At 71.8% G+C, this 18,706-nt stretch carries 18 protein-coding genes and 1 pseudogene; 13 read left to right on the top strand and 6 right to left on the bottom strand.

Annotated elements, in window-relative coordinates; all coding sequences use genetic code 11:
* Window positions 1-4 precede the first annotated feature (4 nt).
* The 3 genes and pseudogenes from ACZ4WS_RS13460 to ACZ4WS_RS13470 form a co-directional block, all read right to left on the bottom strand.
* A complete protein-coding gene (locus tag ACZ4WS_RS13460; RefSeq protein ID WP_467980029.1) occupies window positions 5-1,216 on the bottom strand; it encodes a hypothetical protein in 1,212 nt (403 codons plus the stop codon).
* Between the two features lie 166 nt (window positions 1,217-1,382).
* Window positions 1,383-2,106, bottom strand: a pseudogene (locus ACZ4WS_RS13465) (serine/threonine-protein phosphatase); the annotation flags it as partial.
* Window positions 2,107-2,165: 59 nt separating this feature from the next.
* Window positions 2,166-2,801 (bottom strand): NAD(P)-dependent oxidoreductase, encoded by a 636-nt coding sequence (locus ACZ4WS_RS13470; protein WP_467980031.1) that lies wholly within the window; start codon window positions 2,799-2,801, stop codon window positions 2,166-2,168.
* 104 nt (window positions 2,802-2,905) lie between these two features.
* Here ACZ4WS_RS13470 and ACZ4WS_RS13475 point away from each other — a divergent pair, with 104 nt between their 5' ends.
* Window positions 2,906-3,418 (top strand): hypothetical protein, encoded by a 513-nt coding sequence (locus tag ACZ4WS_RS13475; protein WP_467980033.1) that lies wholly within the window; start codon window positions 2,906-2,908, stop codon window positions 3,416-3,418.
* 113 nt (window positions 3,419-3,531) lie between these two features.
* Here the strand turns inward: ACZ4WS_RS13475 and ACZ4WS_RS13480 are convergent, their stop codons facing one another.
* Complete coding sequence (locus tag ACZ4WS_RS13480; RefSeq protein WP_467980035.1) at window positions 3,532-4,173, bottom strand: SH3 domain-containing protein; 642 nt, start codon at window positions 4,171-4,173, stop codon at window positions 3,532-3,534.
* A gap of 241 nt (window positions 4,174-4,414) precedes the next feature.
* Here ACZ4WS_RS13480 and ACZ4WS_RS13485 point away from each other — a divergent pair, with 241 nt between their 5' ends.
* On the top strand, window positions 4,415-5,314 hold the full coding sequence (locus ACZ4WS_RS13485) for a hypothetical protein (RefSeq protein WP_467980036.1): 900 nt from the start codon (window positions 4,415-4,417) through the stop codon (window positions 5,312-5,314).
* Here ACZ4WS_RS13485 and ACZ4WS_RS13490 read toward each other — a convergent pair.
* A complete protein-coding gene (locus ACZ4WS_RS13490; RefSeq protein WP_467980520.1) occupies window positions 5,229-6,710 on the bottom strand; it encodes an aminotransferase-like domain-containing protein in 1,482 nt (493 codons plus the stop codon). The genes ACZ4WS_RS13485 and ACZ4WS_RS13490 overlap by 86 nt on opposite strands.
* Here ACZ4WS_RS13490 and ACZ4WS_RS13495 point away from each other — a divergent pair.
* The 5 genes from ACZ4WS_RS13495 (at window position 6,600) to ACZ4WS_RS13515 (ending at window position 11,574) form a co-directional block, all read left to right on the top strand.
* A complete protein-coding gene (locus ACZ4WS_RS13495) occupies window positions 6,600-7,208 on the top strand; it encodes an alpha/beta fold hydrolase (protein ID WP_467980038.1) in 609 nt (202 codons plus the stop codon). The genes ACZ4WS_RS13490 and ACZ4WS_RS13495 overlap by 111 nt on opposite strands.
* A 126-nt stretch (window positions 7,209-7,334) precedes the next feature.
* Window positions 7,335-7,781: a DUF7144 family membrane protein gene (locus ACZ4WS_RS13500; RefSeq protein WP_467980039.1), complete on the top strand. Its 447-nt coding sequence runs from the start codon at window positions 7,335-7,337 to the stop codon at window positions 7,779-7,781.
* Window positions 7,782-7,853: 72 nt separating this feature from the next.
* Window positions 7,854-8,225, top strand: a complete 372-nt coding sequence (locus ACZ4WS_RS13505) for an ADP-ribosylation/crystallin J1 (RefSeq protein ID WP_467980041.1) — start codon at window positions 7,854-7,856, stop codon at window positions 8,223-8,225.
* Window positions 8,226-8,307: 82 nt separating this feature from the next.
* Window positions 8,308-9,315 carry an endonuclease/exonuclease/phosphatase family protein gene (locus tag ACZ4WS_RS13510; protein ID WP_467980043.1) on the top strand — a complete coding sequence of 336 codons (1,008 nt, stop codon included), beginning with the start codon at window positions 8,308-8,310 and terminating at the stop codon, window positions 9,313-9,315.
* A 36-nt stretch (window positions 9,316-9,351) separates the two neighbouring features.
* A complete protein-coding gene (locus tag ACZ4WS_RS13515; protein ID WP_467980044.1) occupies window positions 9,352-11,574 on the top strand; it encodes an FUSC family protein in 2,223 nt (740 codons plus the stop codon).
* An 84-nt stretch (window positions 11,575-11,658) separates the two neighbouring features.
* Here ACZ4WS_RS13515 and snpA read toward each other — a convergent pair whose 3' ends face one another.
* Entirely contained in the window at window positions 11,659-12,348 is a 690-nt protein-coding gene (gene snpA / locus ACZ4WS_RS13520) for a snapalysin (RefSeq protein ID WP_467980521.1), read from the bottom strand.
* Window positions 12,349-12,544: 196 nt separating this feature from the next.
* Between snpA and ACZ4WS_RS13525 the strand changes: the two genes are divergently transcribed.
* The 6 genes from ACZ4WS_RS13525 to ACZ4WS_RS13550 all read left to right on the top strand — a co-directional run bounded on the left by ACZ4WS_RS13525 (window position 12,545) and on the right by ACZ4WS_RS13550 (window position 18,649).
* On the top strand, window positions 12,545-13,483 hold the full coding sequence (locus ACZ4WS_RS13525) for a LysR family transcriptional regulator (protein WP_467980046.1): 939 nt from the start codon (window positions 12,545-12,547) through the stop codon (window positions 13,481-13,483).
* A 172-nt stretch (window positions 13,484-13,655) separates the two neighbouring features.
* Entirely contained in the window at window positions 13,656-13,823 is a 168-nt protein-coding gene (locus ACZ4WS_RS13530) for a hypothetical protein (protein ID WP_467980048.1), read from the top strand.
* Between the two features lie 139 nt (window positions 13,824-13,962).
* Complete coding sequence (locus tag ACZ4WS_RS13535; protein ID WP_467980050.1) at window positions 13,963-15,387, top strand: VWA domain-containing protein; 1,425 nt, start codon at window positions 13,963-13,965, stop codon at window positions 15,385-15,387.
* A gap of 173 nt (window positions 15,388-15,560) precedes the next feature.
* Window positions 15,561-17,285 carry a methionine--tRNA ligase gene (gene metG, locus ACZ4WS_RS13540; RefSeq protein ID WP_467980051.1) on the top strand — a complete coding sequence of 575 codons (1,725 nt, stop codon included), beginning with the start codon at window positions 15,561-15,563 and terminating at the stop codon, window positions 17,283-17,285.
* 275 nt (window positions 17,286-17,560) lie between these two features.
* Window positions 17,561-17,926 carry a PH domain-containing protein gene (locus ACZ4WS_RS13545; RefSeq protein ID WP_467980053.1) on the top strand — a complete coding sequence of 122 codons (366 nt, stop codon included), beginning with the start codon at window positions 17,561-17,563 and terminating at the stop codon, window positions 17,924-17,926.
* A 246-nt stretch (window positions 17,927-18,172) separates the two neighbouring features.
* Complete coding sequence (locus ACZ4WS_RS13550) at window positions 18,173-18,649, top strand: hypothetical protein (RefSeq protein ID WP_467980055.1); 477 nt, start codon at window positions 18,173-18,175, stop codon at window positions 18,647-18,649.
* The last annotated feature ends 57 nt before the right edge of the window (window positions 18,650-18,706 follow it).

An 18,706-nucleotide genomic window follows, 5' to 3' on the forward strand; every position in this document is an offset into this window, starting at 1 on the left:
CGCCTCACGCCTGCGTCTGGAGCTGGCGGAGGTGCTCCTGGACATGGTCCAGCGCGCCCCGCCGGCGTCCCGGCACACGGTGCCGCAACTCCGCCAGCGCGGGCCCGAGTTCACGGGCCCGCGCTGTGTCGTCGACACGGCCCCACTGGTGGTGGGCCCGGTCCACGGCCGACTCCACGGCGGGTGAGTCCGGGGCCTGCCCCGCGTTCAGCCGGGCGCTCGCGATCGCCATCCAAGCGCGGCAGCTGCCCGCCGCGTCCCCCGCGAACATCGCCAGGTCCGCCCGCACCTCCATCCAGTGCAGCACCTGCTCGGACCCGGGCCCGTACGTCCGCAGCGCCTCCTGCTCCCGCTGCGCGGCCAGCTCGGCGGCTTCCCCGTGCCGGCCGGCCTGGACGGCGGCGGTGATGGTCTCGTGGGGGGCCGACGAAGGGGTGGGCGGGGAGGGCGGGGAGGCGGGCGGCGCCTGGGGCACGGCCACCTGGACCGCTGCCGCCGGGACCGCTGCCATCGGGACCGCTGCCCCCGGGAGTATGGGCGCCAGCGGTGCGGGCGTCGCGGCCGGGACCGGACCCCACGCGGCCGGTGCCAGCACCATGTCCGGCCGGCCCGAGCGGCCGTCCTCGCCCGACGCCCGTGTCAGTGCCTGCTGGTGAAGCTGTGGCAGTGGCGGGCGGTGGCCGCTGCGGAGGATGGTGGCGACGGCTCTCATGTACGTCGGTGACGCCACCGTGCGGCGGGGCGGGGGCGGCGCCACGCGGCCGTACAGGCCGACGGACGGGCCCGCGGTGAGGGGGCGGGCGATGAGGTGGTCCCAGGTCTCCGTGTCGGCGTGCAGGTCGACGAAGAGGGTGGTCGTGCCGGGCCGGCGGAGGCGTAGTTCCTCGGTGATCCAGTGCCAGGGGAAGGCGGTGTAGCGGACCGTCGCCGGAGTGGTGCGGGCGAGGGCGAGGTGCGGGAGGTGCTGGCGGCGGTCCAGTTGGAGCTGGCCGGTCACGAACACCGTCAGGGGGCCGGGGGCGGTCGCCGCCGCGCGCAGGCGGGTCAGCACGGCCTGCGGTTCCAAGGGGTCCGCCAGCTCCACCACGTTCGCGGTGTCCGCGCCGGACAGCACCGCCGGGGACACCGCGGCCAGCACGGGGAGCACGGACGCCGCGTCCACCAGACACCCGTTGCCCACCGGCGAGGCCGCGAGGAGCAGCACGGTTCCGGGCATAGGTTCCCTCCCCCATCGATCACGTACGCCAGCACCGTAACCGCTGCGCATGCAAAGGGGGGACGCGAGGAGTGCAAACGCCCGCCTATGCCTCGGTGTGCTCCCGGCGTCGTACGGCGAAGACCGTCGTGTCGTCGGCCAGATGACCGCCGCTGTGCAGCAGGGTGCCGTCGGGGGCGACGACGAGCGGGGGTTCGTGGCCGAAGTTGATGACCTCGATGGGGTCCGGGGAGGCCTCCGGGAAGCTGATCAGGATTCCGGTGGCGAAGCGGTCGCCCTCGTCGCGGCCGATCGCCGCGCAGCAGCGCGGCCGCCGCCTCCACCGCGCCGAGCCCCTTGCCCTGGACGTCGCCGAGCAGGACGCGCGTGCCGTGCAGGCCCGGCTGGATGTCGTAGAAGTCGCCGCCGACACGGGCCTCGCTGTCGGCGGCGAGGTACACGGCCGCGTGGTCCAGGCCGCCCCGGCCCGGCGCCAGCGGGCGCAGCACGGTACGCCGCGTGGTCTCGGCGACGTCCTGCATGTGCAGCATGCGCCGCTCGCCGCGGACCCGGACCACGCAGGCCAGGGTCGCGAGGATGCCGCCCACGGTGACCAGGATGAAGTCCGGAAGGCCGGTCTGGAACTGGTGCGGCCAGGACGTGTCCACGGTGATGTAGGTGCCCAGCGAGAGCGCCGCGAGCGCCGCCGTGCCCCACACCCCGCAGATCGCCGCCGCGATGCCGGGCACCAGCACGATCCAGGAGATGATCCGGAACTCTCCGGAGGTTTTCCAGTCGAGCACCGCGATACCGATGAGCAGCAGCAGCGGCGGCGCCCAGGCGACGCTGCGCCCGTGCAGCGTCAGGAGCTTCTGGCGCTCGACGGCGTCCGCCCGTTCGACGCTGGCCAGTCGACCGAGTACGGGTCTCCGGCCGCCCACCTCGCCGTACCGGCCTCGTCCTCGTGCTCTCAGTACGCGACCGACACCCGGGTGCGCGGGTTGGCGGGCATCTCCAGCTGGTCGACGAAAGCGATCGCGTAGTCCTCGGCGCTGATCCGGCTGTTGCCATGGGCGTCGGTGAGCATGCGGTCGCCGCCGATTCGGAATTCGCCGGTGCGTTCGCCGGGGCCGATCTCGGCGGCGGGCGAGAGGTAGGTCCAGGCGAGGTCGTCGACGGTCCGATAGAAGGCGAGGGCGTCGCAGTGGGCGAGGGCCTCGGGGAGGACGGCATCGGGGAAGCCGGGCTGGTCGCAGAGGGCCTGTCCGGGCGCGACCTCCAGGCTGCCCGCTCCGCCGACGATCACGAGCCGCTGTACTCCGGCCGCCCGGACGCCCTCCACCAACGACTGGTTGAGGGCGAGGAAGGGCCCGCGCGGGTCCGACCCGTCCCTCGGCGGCACACACGCCGACGCCACCGCGTCCGCGCCCGCCGCCACTGTGGCCACCTTCGCCGGGTCCGTCGCGTCCGCCGCCGTCGCCGTGACCCCGGGGAGCGGGGACTGGCCGGACCTGCTCACGGCCAGCACCTGGTGTCCGCGCGCCGATGCCTCCGTCGCGATGCGGCTGCCGACCATGCCGGTGGCGCCGAAGAGTACGAGCTTCATGAAACTCAGCGAAACACGGTGCCATGACCGCCGCATCCCGACTTGCCAGGCGCCCTGGCGAGGTGTGCCCTGGAAGTCGGGGGCGAGGAGAGAGGAGTCCTCCCATGGCTCAAGCGGCACCCGCATCACCCGCGTCCGGGAGACCACGTACATCCGCACCGCGCACCTCGGGCACACCCGACATCTTCGGGGAGCAGGTCCACACCGCCGCGAAGTGGGCGCTGCCCGTCGTGGGCGGGCTCGTGTACGGCTTCTGGGCGGCGGCCAACAACCGCAGCGGCGGACCGATCACGGGCTGGAACGTGCTGTTCGGGTTCGTGTGCGCCATCGCGTTCGCCGCGGCCTACACCGGCGTACGCATGCTCGCGCCGCTGATGAAGCGCGAACTGCACGCGCTGCTGTGGACCGCGTTCGCGGGCGTCGCGTTCGGCTTCCTGTACAGCCAGACCGGTGCGTCCGTGCTGCGGTCCACGTTCATGGCGCTGGGCGTCGCCGCGGGCGTGTTCGCGGTGGCCTTCTACCGCTACTACACGCACGAGGACGCGGAGGGGCACGCCGACCGGCGACCGGTCGTCCGCGCCCAATCCGAGCGGCCGGTCCGCGCCGGCTCCGAATGACCGGTTCGCGTCCGAATGATCGGTTCGCGCCGGCTCCGAGTGAGAACCACGGCGTGAAAACAACGGCGCACGAGGCCCCGGCAGGCTGCCGGGGTCTCGTGCGTCTCCCTCACTCACCTACCCCCTGGGACCCAGTCCCAGGAGCCCGAGGAGGAGCCGGACACGCTCCAGCTCCACGAGACGGAGAAGTTGAAGCTCACGGAACCCGAGCCGGACGAACTCCAGCCGGGGTCGTTGCAGGGGTCGCCGTTCCAGGACGAGTCGTTCCGGTTCGAGCTGTTCCCGTTGGAGTTGTTCCAGTTGGAGTTGTTCCAGCTGGAGTTGTCCCGGCTCGCGTTGTTGCCGTTCGAGTTGTTCCAGGACCCGTTGTTCTGGTCGGGGCACGGGTCCGAGCAGCTCGGCACCCACTGCCTGCCGGTGTCCACGAAGGCGGCGCTCGCCCAGGCGTGCGCGCCGACGAGCCAGTACCAGTCCCGGTCGCCGAAGACGCTCTGCCCGGTCACCACGCACTGGACACGGTCCTCGCTGCCCGAGAACAGCGAGCCGACGACGGGCGAGTTCGTGGTGGGCTGGAGCCGTAGGTTCAGCTCTCCGTCGGAGACGATCGTGCCCCATACGGGACTGCCCGAGCCGCCGCCACTGGAAGTGTGCGTCGACGGGGCTGCCGCCATTGAGGGGGCCGCCGCCACGACGGTCAGAACGCCGCCGGTGAACAGGGCCGCGGCAAGGATCCGCAGGGCCGGGGTGCTGCGCATATCGGCCTCCTTCTCCTCAGAACCAGGAAACACCCGTTCGGGTGAGGGCTCCACCGGAGCGGGTGGGGCCCCTGTGACTGCTGGGGTCTAGGCGGGTGGGGGCCGGGTAGGGGCGGCGGACTCCGTACGGGCGGTCCCGGGTTCTCGTACGGGCAGTCCCGGGCCCCCGTTCGGCTTGTCGATGCGCCCATTTGCAGCAACCCCGCTCGCGCGAGGCGGCCGTGGGGCCTTGCCTGGTGGAGTGTCCCAACGTGTCCGGAGCGCTCTGTCGGCCGTGCTGATCGTCCTCGCCTGCCTGCTCGCGCCGCTCGGCGCGCTGTCGACCTGGGCGATGTACGGGCTCGGCGACTCCGGGCGGTACGAGGCCACGATGGCGCCGCTGGCCGCCGACGCGGACGTCCGGGACGCCATCGCCGCCGGTGTCACGGACGGGATCATGCGCGAGGTCCACGTGCGGCCCCGGATGCAGGGGCCGGTGAACCACTTCGTGCGGGACGCGGTGCGCTCGTTCACGCAGACGCCGGCGTACCGCACGGCGTGGAAAGCGGCGAACGCTGCCACGCACGACGCCGTGATGCGGGCGCTGCGCGATGACCGCGTGGGTGCGGTGACCGTCGACATCGCGCCCATCACCGAGCAGGTGAAGCGTCAACTCGCCGACGATCACATGCCGTTGGCGGACCGGATCCCCGTCGAGCACACCGAGATCACGGTGCTCGAGGCCGAGGATCTGACTCAGCTCCGGAAGGGGTTCCACGTGCTTGAAGTGGCCGGTTTCTGGCTGCCCGTCGCCGCGGTCGTCTTCGCCCTCGCGGGCATCCTCGTCGCCGTGTGCCGGCGGCGGGCGGTACTGGCGACGGGGCTCGGCACCGCGCTGGGCGCAGCGCTCCTCGGCGTCGCGGTGGCCATCGGGCGCCGGCTCACGCTCGCCGACCTGCCGCCCGACGTGTCGCCCACGGCCGCGGGCGCCGTGTACGACGCCCTCACCTCCACGCTCCGGCTGGTCTCCTGGTCCCTCCTCGCGCTCGGTGCGGCGGTGGCTGTGGCCGCGCTGCTCACGGGCGCGTACGCGCGATACCGGCGAGCGTCCGCAGCGCGCTCGCAAGCTCCTGCGGAGAGGGCGCGGCGAGTCCGAGCCTGACGGAGTCCTGGGGCGGGGTGTCTTGGAGGCGGGCCCGAGTGGGGGCTGAGCTTGGGGTGGGTGCGCTTACCGGCGCTTGCAGGACGCCCCTCTCTGTGGGACGTGTGCCACCCCTGGCGGCACGCAGGCCCACAGCTACGAAGGCTGAGCCCGGCGTTATTGCGATGCCCCGTTCCGCGGCCGCCGCCGTGAACGTGTCGCCGCGCCAGGGTGGCGGCAGTTCCCACCAGGCGTAATACGCGTGCGGGTCGGAGTACACGGTGAACTCGCCCAGGTGCTCGGCGACGAGTCGCTGTCGTCGCGCCGCGTCCGCCCGCTTGGCCTCGACAAGACGGGCCACCGTGCCGTCGGCCGTCCAGCGCACCGCCGCCTCCAGGGCGAAGCGGCCCGCGGTCCACGCGCCCGAGCGCAGGGCGCCCGCCACATGGCCGACACGCTCCTGAGGGACGACGAGGAAGCCCACCGTCAGCCCGGGTGCCACGCGCTTGGAGAGGCTGTCGATGACGTACGTGCGCTCGGGGGCGTACGCCGCGAGCGGGTCGAGGGAGCCCTCGTGGAGGAAGGCCCAGATGCGGTCCTCGACAAGCGGGAGATCCAAGCCCCTTGCGATGGCGGCAAGTTGGCGGCGCCGCTCCGCTCCCATCGTCACCGACGTCGGATTGTGCAGGGTCGGCTGGACGTACACGGCGGAGAGGGGTGCCGTGCGGTGCGCGGCCGCGACGGCGTCCGGGCGAAGCCCCTCCTCGTCCATGGGCAGCGGGACCAGGGTGATGCCCAGGCGCGTCGCGATCTCCTTGACCAGGGGATACGTCAGGGACTCGACGCCGACGCGGCCCCCTGGCCGTACGAGTGAGGCGAGCGCGGCGGCGATGGCCTGGCGGGCGTTGCCGGCGAAGGCCAGCCGGGACGGGGCGGGGTGCCAGCCCGGCGTGGCGAGGAGGGCGGCGGCGGCCTCGCGGGCGGGGGCCGTGCCGGTGGCGGGAGCCATGCGAAGGGACTCCGCGAGGACGTCGGGGCGCAGCAGCGGCGCCAGGCCGGGTGCGAGAAGCTCCGACTGGCCGGGCACGGCAGGGTAGTTGAGCTCCATGTTGACCGGCGCGGTGGTCGCCGGTTCGGCGAGCGCGCGGCCGGAGGGGACGGGGGACGCCCGGACGAAGGTGCCGCGCCCGACCTCGCCGACGACCAGCCCACGCCGTACCAGCTCGCCGTACACCCGCCCGGCCGTCGACCCCGCGATCCCGCGCCGCCGCGCGCCCCCGACTTGCGCGGCTACGGCGCGTCCCCCGTGGTCCCCGGCGTCACCCCGCTCTCGACGTTCGCCGAGGACATCGCGGCGCTGCTCGACGAACTGGGCGTGGCGGAGTTCGTCCTGGCCGGGCTCTCCATGGGCGGCCAGATCGTCATGGAGTGCTACCGGCAGTTTCCGGAACGCGTCCGGGGCCTGGTGCTGGCCGACACCTTCCCGGCGGCCGAGACACCGGAGGGCAGGAAGGCGCGGAACGCGATGGCGGACCGGCTGCTGCGCGAGGGGATGCGCGGGTACGCCGACGAGGTGCTGCACAAGATGGTCGCGCCGTACGCCGACGCGCAGGTCGCGGCGCACGTCCACCGCATGATGTCGGGCACGTCGCCGGAGGGCGCGGCGGCCGCCCTTCGGGGCCGGGCGGAACGCCCCGACTACCGCGAGCTGCTGACCCGCGTCACGGTCCCGGCCCTGGTCGTCGTGGGCGCCGACGACGAGTACACCCCGGTCCGTGACGCGCGGGCGATGCACGCGGCGCTCCCCGACTCCACGCTCCATGTCGTCGAGTCGGCGGCGCACATGCCGAACCTGGAGCGGGCGGAGGAGTTCAACGGGGCGCTCGCGACGTTCCTGGCCCGGGTCGAGAGCTGACGCCACGCGCGATCGGACTCACGCGATCGGACCACACGCGATCGGACCTCATTCGGGCCACCCGGAATGCGCACCGCCGCCCCCGGGGCGAACCTGCGGGTGAACTCCACGCCCCGAGGAGGCCTCATGACCCAGCACACCGCACCGAACGCCCCCACTCCCGGGCCCACCCCCGGGCCCACGGGAGACGGCTTGGGCTGGGCCACCGGCGGCACGGTCTTCGCCGGCGTCCTGATGATGGTCAGCGGCGTCCTGGGCGTGCTCGACGGCATCGCGGGGATCGCCTCGGACGACGTCTACCAGCACATCGGCACCTACGTGTACGAGTTCAACCTCACCACCTGGGGCTGGATCCACCTCGTCATCGGCGTCCTCGTCGCGATCACCGGCTGGGGCATCCTCAAAGGTGCCAACTGGGCCCGCGGCGTCGGCATCGGCCTGGCCGCGCTCTACATGATCGAGTACTTCATGTTCCTGCCCTACGCCCCCGTCTGGTCCGTCATCTCCATCGCCATCGCGATCTTCGTGATGTGGGCCCTGTCGACGGCGGGCCACTCACCGGCCACGCGGTAATCCCGTGGCCGGGGCCCGGCCCACCGGTAATCCCATGGCCGGGGCCCGGCCCACCGACTACGGTCGGCCCCCATGCCGAACAAACCGACGACGACGCTCTGGCGCCCCACCGGCCCTGAGGAGCTCGCCCTGGTCGAGGCCTCCGGCTGGACGGCCTGGCCCCCGCGCCTCCCGGAGCAGCCGATCTTCTACCCGGTCCTCAACGAGGACTACGCGGTCCGCATCGCCCGCGACTGGAACGTCCCGGCCTCCGGCTCCGGTTACGTCACCCGCTTCGAGGCCGACACGGAATTCCTGGCCCGCTACCCCGTCCAACAGGCCGGCGGCCGAACCATCCTGGAGCTCTGGGTCCCGGCCGAGGAGCTCGCCGAGTTCAACGCCCACATCGTGGGTCGTATCGAGGTCGTACGGGAGTTCCACGCGGAAGTAACTCGCCCAGCTTGAGCCCCGCGCAACCCTCCACCGCACAGCCCCGTCTTTGAGGGAGGATTCGGGCACCCCACGCAATCAAGCGGAAGGCCGGGACTTGGACACTGCGGCGGCTGAGTGGACGGCTGAGGAACGGCCGGCCGGTGGGCGGCGGGCCGGGCGGGTGGCCGGGGCCTGGGTGGCGGGGCTGTTGCTGGCCGGGGTGAGTGCGGTCGTCGGGTGCCGGGTGGCCGACAGTGACGGGATCACGCCGGTGCCGCAGCTGCTGGCGTTTCTGCCGTGGCTGCTCGCGCCCACCGGGCTCGCGCTCCTGCTGGCGCTGCTCGCGCGGTGGCGGGTCGGGATGGTCTGGGGAGTGCTGGCGCTGGGGACCATCGCCTGGTTCATCGAGCCGTACGGGAAGACCAGCGAGCCCCGTGGGAACCCGCTCGCCGAACTGCGGGTGATGACCTCCAACGTGGAGTTCGGGCGCGGCACCGACGCCCTGCTCCCCGCCATCCGGCGCGAGCGGCCCGACATCGTGTTCGTGGAGGAGTGCGAGTACGGGTGCTCGCGCGAACTGCAGGACGCCTTCGGGGGGAGCGGCAATACCTACCCGTACCGGGAGTCCGTCGAGGGGGCCGGGTCCGACGGATCCGTGATCATGAGCCGGTTCCCGCTGACCGGGGCCGACGGCGTGCGCGGGACCATGGGCATGCCCGGAGCCGTCGCCGACGTGCGCGGACACGACGTACGGCTGCAGCTCGCGCACCCCATGCCCCCGCTCCCCGGCCAGCTCGGCGTCTGGCGCCGCGAACTGGGGGAGCTGCGCGACTACGCCGCCCTGAGCAAGAGCCCCACCATCCTCGCCGGAGACTTCAACGCCTCCCAGGACCACGCCGCGTTCCGCCGCATCCTCGACACCGGCCTGCGCGACAGCTCCCGCCTCGCCGGGGACCCCCGCACCCCGAGCTGGCCCGCGAAGACCACCCCGGCCCTCGGCGCCCAGATCGACCACGTTCTCGTCTCGGAGGACTTCTCGGCGAACGAGGCGACGTTCCTGCGCATCACCGGAACCGACCACCGCGCCCTCGTCGTCGATCTCACTTTCCACCAGCACGAGTGAGCCGGGGGCGGCCCGCCCGACGCCCATAATGAGGGCATGTCCCGCGAGTTCCCCATCGGCCTCACCCCGCCCGACTGGCTGGTCAGGAACCTCCAACCGGAGCAGGCGTCCATCAACCGGGCCGCCGTCGCCCGCGCCGCGGTCGCGATGGCCCTGTCACTCGCGATCGGCCTCGCCGCCGGCCGTCCCGCGTACGGCGCCCTCGCCGCCATGGGCGCCCTGTCCGGCGTCATCGGCGACACCGCGGACGCCTACCGCATGCGGATCTTCAACATCGCGGTCCCCCAGCTCTTCGGCGCCCTCGGCGTCACCGTCGGCTCACTCGTGTACGGGCACGGCTGGACCACCGTCGCCGCCGTCACCGGCGTCGCGCTCATCTCCGGGATGATCTCGACGATCGGCGCCGTGGCCTCCGTATCCGGACTGCTCCTGCTCCTCAACTGCGTGATCGGCGCGGGACTTCCGTTGCCGGGCGAGTGGTGGCTGGCCCCCCTGCTGATGTCCGGCGGCGGACTCCTCGTCCTGGTCCTCGCCCTGCTGGCGTGGCCCCTGCGCTCGGGGGTGCCGGAACGGGCCGCCGTCGCGGGGACGTATCGGGCGGTGGCGGCGTTGCTGGACGCGGCGGCGCCTGCGTCGGCGGGCGATTCGGCGGCCGGGTCCACGGCCGGTTGGTCGGCCGGGGCGACGGCCGAGGCGCAGGTCACCCCGGCGGCCGGGGAGACGACCGAGCCGAAGACCGGATCGCAGGTCAGTTCGGCCACCGAGTCGACGGCCGCCTGGCGGGACGCCCCTTCTCCGGGGACGGGGGCCGAGACCGCGACCGGGACGGGGACCGAGACCGGGACCGGGACCGGGACCTCGACCGGGACGCGGACGGGGTCCGCCCCTCAGCAACCACCCCCCACCCCCCCGCCCACAGCGGGTTACGACGAGGCGCGGGCGGCTGTCACCCAGTCCCTCAACCAGTCGTACGACCTCGTCCTCGCCCGCCGCACCCGCCACCACGGACGCAGCCCCGAACTCGTCCGGCTGCTGGCCCAGTTGAACGCCATCACGCCGATCGTGGAAGCCGCCCCGGCCGTCCACCTGGCCGGGGCGCCGCTGCCCCCCGAGGTCCCGGCCGCCGTCCGCCACCTCGCGGCGGCCGTGGAGACGGGGTACACGGGGCCGATAGGGCTCCGCCTCCCCACCCCCGCGTCCGAGACCGCGCGCGCCGTCGACCATGCCCTGCGCCACGCCGCGGGCGTGGTGACCGACCAGGCCCCGGACCCGCACAACACCGACGACCGCCTCGGCCGCCCCGCGGCCCTGCGCATCCGCGCCGCACGCGCCGCCCGCAACGTCGTCCTGTCCGCCGCCTCCTGGCGCTACGGACTGCGCCTCGCCCTGTGCATCGGCCTCGCGCAGGTCCTGGTCTCGATCGTCCCGGTGCCGCGCTCGTACTGGGTCGCCCTCACCATCACCTTCGTGATGAAGCCGGACTTCGGCTCCGTCTTCTCCCGGGCACTGCTGCGCGCACTGGGCACGGTGGCCGGGCTCGTCGTCGCGGCCGGGGTCCTCACCGTGGTGCCGCGCGGCTGGTGGGACGTGCCGGTCATCCTCGTCCTCGCACCGCTCATCCCGGCGTTCACCCCGCGCGGTTACGGCTACCAGACCGCCGCCATCACCCCGGTGATCCTCCTCCTCTCCGACCTCCTCAATCACCAGGGCACGGGCCTGCTCGTGCCCCGCCTGCTCGACTCCCTCGTGGGATGCGCGATCGCGCTCGTCGCCGGATACCTGCTGTGGCCGGAGAGCTGGCACACCCGCGTCGGCGACCGGCTCGCGGACGCGGTCGCGGACACGGCCGCGTATGTGGAGTACGCATTCAAGGACGACGCCGATCCCGCCGCCCGCGCCCGCAGAAGGCGCCGCCTCTTCCGTGATCTCTCCGCCATCCGTACGGAGTTCCAGCGTGCGCTGACCGAACCGCCGCCCACCGGTCGCCGCGCCGCCGCCTGGTGGCCCCTCGTCGTCGCCGTCGAACGGATCGTGGACGCGACGACCGCCGCCCGGGTCCGCGTCAAGCAGGGCGCGGCGCAGCCGTCCGCCGCCGAGGTCGCCCACGTCGTGCTCCAGCTCCGGGAGTTGTCCCAGGGGCTGCGCGAGACGGACGTACTCTTCGCGGTCCGTACGGATCTCACCGGGCCCTCGGGCAGCGTGCTCGAACCGCTCCGGCAGGAGGTCGCGGCGGCGCGGGCGATCACCTCGCCGCACTGACCGCCGCGCACACGGCGGTGCGGGCCGTCCCGTGCAGGGAGACGGCCCGCACCTGTGGGGGGTGGGTCTGGCCAGAGGGTGGGACTAGCGGACGCCCGCCTTGCTCAGCGCGCTGTCCAGCTCTTTGTCCAATGCCTTGTCCAGCGCTTTGTCCAGCGCCTTCGCGAAGCCGTTCGCCCACAGCTGGTCGACGCGGGTGCGCTCGTTCGCGTCGGGGTTCGGGTTGGTGCAGGACGGGCCGGGGCCGCCGCCCGACATCAGCTCGCTGCACGGGCCCTCGTAGTGGTCGGGCAGACCGAGGACGTGGCCGGTCTCGTGCGCCGTCACGCGCGTGGAGTCGTACTCCTGGTTCTGTGCGTAGTCGAGGAAGACGTAGCCGTTGCCGTGGCCGTCGGTGGACGCGTACGAGCCGCGCGAGTCGTTGCCCTCGCGGTACGTGAAGTCGGCGTTCGAGCCGGACTGGAGCTTCACGTTCGACATCGCGCCGTTCCATATCGCGGCGCTGCGGGCTATCTGCGCGCTGAACGTCGGGGCGCCGGACGCGTCGTAGACGACCGTGACGGCGGCGGCGGAGTTCGGGTGGGCGGCGCGCTTCTCGGCGACGGACTTGATGACCGCCTCGAAGAACGCCTGGTTGGCCTTGGCCTCCTCGGACGCACCGGCGTACCCGGCGTATGCGGGAGTGGTGTCGCTCGCCGCGGCGGGCGACGGGGAGACGGCGGTCGCCAGGCCGACCCCGACCGCCGCCGCGAAAGCGACCATGGACACGGACATGGACATGGGCTTGGGCATGCGCATTGATGACTCCTTGAGTGGGGGGTGAAGTCGTCAACGCGAGTTTCTGCGCCTATGAGGTGGCTGTGATGATGGCAACTGGCGATAGCTCCGCACTATCACCCGGCCAACTCGCCCCTTTCAGAAGGGGTTTGTGTGACTAGTGTGACTGGGCCTGCCGCCCTAGGCTCACCGCATGGAGCTTGAGGTCAGGCACCTCCGCGCGCTGTGCGCCATCGCCGACACCGGCAGCCTGCACCGCGCCGCACGCCAACTCGGCGTCGCACAGCCCTCGTTGAGCACCCAGCTGCGCCGGATCGAGCAGCAGCTCGGCGGCGCGCTCTTCCTCCGGGAACGTACCGGCTGCCGGCCCACCCCGCTGGGCCGGATCGTGCTGGGCCGGGCCCGCCCGCTGGTGGCCGACATGCGCAGCCTGGTCGCCGAGGCGCGGGCCGCCGCCGCGGACGGACCCCGGCTCCGCATCGGCTCCACCGCCAGCCGCGCGCTCGCGGGCTGGCTGCGCAGACTGCGCGAACACCGGCAGGAACCGCTCCTCCAGATGGACGTCTCCGCGAACGCCCTGCTCCGCATGGTCGCCGACGGCTCGCTCGACGTCGCCTTCGTGCACGAGGTCGAGGGCTGCCCGCTGCGCGTCCCGGACGGGCTGCGGCTGCGGGTCCTGGTCGAACGCGAGCCCCAGTTCGTGTCCCTGCCCGGCGACCATCCGGCCGCCGCCCGCCCCGTCGTACGCCTGTCGGACCTGGCCGGGGACCGCTGGATGGTGGATCCGACGGTCGACGGCGAGTGGGACGCCGTGCACCGGATGCTGCGCGCGGCGGATCTCAACCCCCTTGTCCTGCACGGCGATTACCACACGGCCGCGTCCCTCGTCGCCACCGGCGAGGTCGTCACCGTCTGCCAGCCGACCTCCCAGTCCCGCCCCGAGATGGCGGTACGCCGCCTCGCGGGCGACCCCCTCGGCGTACGCCTGCTCCTCGCGGCCCGTACGCAGCCGGACCTCGACTCCGTCTGTCCGGAACTGGAGGAGGCGTACTGGGAGGCGGCACGGCAGGCACCCGCGTACCGGGAGTGGCTGGAAGGCGCCGGGTCGGGGACCTTCGTCCCGGCCTCTTGAGGGACTCAAGTCCTCTTTACGCACTCACGTCATGGCATGGGGCCATCTTTGACATCTCTGAGGGATTTTCCAGACATGCCCCCCGTAACTTCCTGGCTGTCACAAGCCAACACGAGTCACAGCCACGAGCCACGAGCTGGGACTTACGAGTTACGAGTCACGAGGAAGCACCGTGCGCGCCACCCGGCGTATCGTCCGCACCGCCGCCATCACCACGGGCGCCATAGCCGCCCTCGCCGCGCATGCCGAGGCCCCCGGAACGCCGCTCCTCGCCGCGGGCGGCGGCATGGCGGCGGTCGGCGCCGCGGGCCTGGACTTCGCGGTGTACCGCGGGAGGTAGCAGGACAACTGAGCCCTCATGGGCGAAGGTGTGCCCACGAGAGTCGACCCTGCCCAAGATCACCATCTGCGGCGGCTAACCTTACGTGTCCGTCCTGGCCAGGGATTGACGGGATCAACTCACGCGAAGGGTTGCGCACATGGGCATTCTCGATCTCCTGCGGAACGCGTTCGGCCGCTCACGCAAGGGGCGTGACGCCGACGCGGAGACCTCGCGGGAGGCTTCGACTCCGACGGTTCCGGCACCGGCCACCGAGCCGGTACCGGTCCAGGAGCCCGATCGGGTTCCCTCCCAGAAGGCCGATCAGGCTCCTTCCCGGGCGGCCGAGCCGAAGATTCCGTCCCCTTCGTCCGAGCCCAATCCCGAGACCGAGCCGTCCGTCGTGGACGAGCTGGTATCGGCCGCCTTCGACAACGTAACGGTCCCGAAGCCGACCCCTCCGGCGGAGCTGGTGGTGGAGGAGACGCCGATGGTGGAGGCGGCCCCGGAGCCTGCGGCCGAGGTCGAGCCGGTGGTCGAGCCCGAGCCGGTGGCCGAGGTCGAGCCCGAGCCTGTCGCCGAGGTCGAGCCCGAACCGGTGGCCGAGGTCGAGCCCGTGGTCGAGCCCGAGCCCGTCGCCGCGGTCGAGCCCGTCGCCACGCAGGCGGACGAGCCCGCGGCCGCCGACGGCGATCAGGCCCCACAGGGGCCACCCGCACCCGACAACGAAAGCAGCACGGACGGTGCGGGCGGGAACGACACAGCCGAAGGCGAAGCCGAGGCCGAGGCCGAGGCAGACACCGAGGTCGCCCCGGAGCCGGAACCGACCGTCGCCGAAGAGCCCGCCCCCCTCGCCGCACAGGCGGACGAGCCCGCGGCCGAGGTAGACGCCGAGGTCGCCCCGGAACTCACCCCCGCCAAACCCGCCGTCCCCCTCACCCGCGTGAAGTCCCGAGCCCCGGGCCTGGTCACGGCGTACAAGGAAGCGGGGACCGCGCTGAAGAAGCGGGACCTCGCCGGCACCCGAGCCAAGGTCTACCTCGTCCTCGACCGCTCCGCCTCGATGCGCCCGTACTACAAGGACGGCTCCGCCCAGGCCCTCGGCGAGCAGGCCCTCGCCCTCGCCGCCCACCTCGACCCCGAGGCCACGGTCCCGGTCGTCTTCTTCTCCACCGAACTGGACGGCACCGGCGAGCTCACCCTCCCCGAGCACGAGAACAAGATCGACGAGCTGCACGCCGGCCTCGGCCGCATGGGCCGTACCAGCTACCACGCGGCCGTACAGGAAGTGCTCACGCACCACGAGAAGTCGGAGAACCCCACGGCCCCGGCCCTGGTGATCTTCCAGACGGACGGCGCCCCGGACGCCAAGACCCCGGCCACCGCGTCCCTCACGGACGCGGCCAAGGACCACCCCGCCGTCTTCTTCTCCTTCGTCGCCTTCGGCGAGCAGGACAACAAGGCCTTCGACTACCTCCGCAAACTGAAGACCGACAACACGGCCTTCTTCCACGCGGGCCCGACCCCGCGCGAACTGACGGACGCGGAGGTCTACGACGGCGTACTGGAGAACTGGCGCCCGTAACCGCCAGTAACCACCCGCGACGAGCGACAGTCGGCCGCCCGCTTCCCATCCCTTAAAACGGGAGGCGGGCGGCCGACCCATGTCGGCTACGATTTCAAGGTTCGTAAGACGACCGACGACACGACCTGAACCGACGATCGTCACCCCACGTAGCGACTTGGGAGCAGCCCGCGATGGCTCGACACCTCATCACCAGCGCCCTTCCGTACATCAACGGGATCAAGCACCTGGGCAACATGGTGGGGTCCATGCTCCCGGCGGACGTGTACTCCCGGTACCTCCGCCAGCGCGGCCACGACGTCCTCTACATCTGCGCGACGGACGAGCACGGCACCCCGGCCGAGCTGGCGGCGAAGGAGCAGGGCCTCCCGGTCGACGAGTTCTGCGCGCAGGCGCACGACGCGCAGAAGGCGGTCTACGACGGCTTCGAGCTGTCCTTCGACTACTTCGGCCGCAGCTCCAGCCCGCAGAACCGCGAGATCACCCAGCACTTCGCGCGCCGCCTGAACCAGAACGGCTTCATCGAAGAGCGGGCCATCCGCCAGGTCTACTCCCCGGCCGACGGCCGCTTCCTCCCGGACCGCTACGTCGAGGGCACCTGCCCGCACTGCGGCTACGACAAGGCCCGCGGCGACCAGTGCGAGAACTGCACCCGCGTCCTGGACCCGACGGACCTGATCAACCCGCGTTCGGCGATCTCCGGCTCGACGGACCTGGAGGTCCGCGAGACGAAGCACCTCTTCCTCCTCCAGTCGAAGCTGCAGAGCGAGGTCTCGGAGTGGGTGGCGCGCCACGAGCACGAGTGGCCGCAGCTCGCCTCCTCCATCGCCCGCAAGTGGCTGACCGAGGGCCTGCACGACCGCGCGATCACCCGTGACCTGGACTGGGGCGTCCCGGTCCCGGCCGACACCTGGCCGGAGCTGGCCGCCGAGGGCAAGGTCTTCTACGTCTGGTTCGACGCCCCGATCGAGTACATCGGCGCGACGAAGGAATGGTCGGACCTGGACCCGGAGAACCGGGACTGGAAGTCCTGGTGGTACGACGCGGACTCCGGCGAGAACCCGGTCCGCTACACGGAGTTCATGGCCAAGGACAACGTCCCGTTCCACACGGTGATGTTCCCGGCCACGGAGCTCGGGGTGCGCGAGCCCTGGAAGAAGGTCGACTACGTCAAGGCCTTCAACTGGCTGACGTACTACGGCGGGAAGTTCTCCACGTCCCAGAAGCGCGGAGTCTTCACCGACCACGCGCTGGACATCCTGCCCGCCGACTACTGGCGCTACTTCCTGATCGCCAACGCCCCCGAGTCGGACGACTCGTCCTTCACGTGGGAGCACTTCACGGCCACGGTCAACAAGGACCTCGCCGACACCCTCGGCAACTTCGTCAACCGCGTCCTGTCCTTCTCCAAGAAGCGCTTCGGCGAGGAGGTCCCGGCGGGCGCGGAGGCGGGCGAGCCGGAGGCGAAGCTCGGCGAGGAGATCGCCAAGCTCCTCGCCGAGTACGAGACCCAGATGGAAGCCCTCCAGTTCCGCAAGGCCGCGGCGGCGCTGCGCGCCCTGTGGTCGGCGGGCAACTCCTACCTGGAGGAGAAGGCCCCCTGGCTGGAGATCAAGACCAACCCCGAGGGCGCGGCCCTGACCCTGCGCACGGCGATGAACCTGATCCACCTCTACTCGGTGGTCTCGGAGCCCTTCATCCCCGCGTCCTCCCGCGCGATGCGCTCGGCCTTCGCCCTCACCGACGACACGGCCAGCTGGGTCACGGCCGACGAGGCCAGGTCCCTGAACTCGGTCCCGGCGGGCACCCCCTTCACGGTTCCCCCGGTCCTCTTCGCCAAGATCACGGACGAGGACCTGGAGACGTACAAGGAGCGCTTCGGCGGGGCCCCGGAGTAGCGGCAGCGGGGTGCCGGAATAGCGGCAGCCACGCAACCGAGGGCCCGGGAACGAGCAGTTCCCGGGCCCTCGGCGTCACCACCTCGCAGCACTCGCTTCCCCCGGCGGCCACCTGTACCGCAGCTGCCACAGCAGAGCCACAGCCTTATGCGGAGCCCTCCGCTCCTCTATGCACGCCCATCTATCGGGCGATATACCTTGCGAAGATCGTGTGAAGCCAGTGGCTTACTGGGACAAGAGTGGACATGCGAGTCCACCGAGCGGGGGGTTCATCCATGGCATTGTTCGGAAATGCGCACACCATCGAATCGGCCTCGGCACAGCAGGACTTCGCGCGCCTGCTGGGTCAGAACGAGCAGGTCCACGCCGCGTACCAGCTGATACGCGACACCATCCTGTTCACCGACCGTCGCCTCATCCTCGTCGACAAACAGGGCATCACCGGCAAGAAGGTGGAGTACCACTCCATCCCGTACCGCAGCATCACCCACTTCGCGGTGGAGACCGCCGGCACCTTCGATCTCGACGCCGAACTCAAGATCTGGGTCTCCGGCACCGCGGTCCCCGTGGAAAAGACCTTCACCAAGGGCGTCGACATCTACGAAGTCCAGGCGATCCTCACCCAGTTCGTGGCGAAGTAGCGCGCCGCGCCTCGCCGTCCGGCAAGCGAACGGGTGGGGCGGGTACGAGTCCCTCTCCTGAGAGGGACTCACATACCGCAGGACGCCCCGGACTTCACGCCCCGGCTGCCGCGTTCGCCCGAGGGGCCGAACGTCGCCCGTCACGGCACCCGTTGTGCTTCAACGTGACGAGATCGCCGGGTCGTACCACCCTGGTCGGTGGACCCCGTCGCTGACATGTCCTCACCCACCCGTATGGTTTCCGCCATGGCAGTCCCTCACGTCATCCCGATCGCCTACGAGCCGAAGCACCGCACCGATTCCATCGGTCGCTACGCGGACGGTCAGTTCCTGGCGTCGATCACGTATGCGTTCCCCGAAGGGTTCCGCCCCGACGACGGGTGGGAAGAGCACAAACGCCTCTACACGGTGCTCCACACCTTCGACGCCGAGGGCCGCTACCGCGACTCGGAGATCTGGTGTGCGGGCACCTGGGCCGAGCAGCAGCGCAACCCGCACGGCGACGACTCGGTCCTCGGCCGGGCCCGGGTCCACCTGGCCAAGCTCCTGCGCAGCCTCCCCCGGCGCGCGTACACGGACATCGCGATCCAGCCCTTCCAACTCACCGTCGACGGCGTGCTGTTCGGCCTCGTGACGGGTGAGGACGAGGGGGAGAGCTGGGCCGAGCTCTACCCGGACCGCCTCGGCTTCGGCGAGCCGTGGGACGGCCGGTACGACACCTGAGCCCCCCGGCTACGACGCCTGGCCTCCGGCTGCAGCGCCTGAGCCTCCGGCGCGGAC

It is taken from the genome of Streptomyces sp. NPDC029292 (assembly GCF_055569295.1).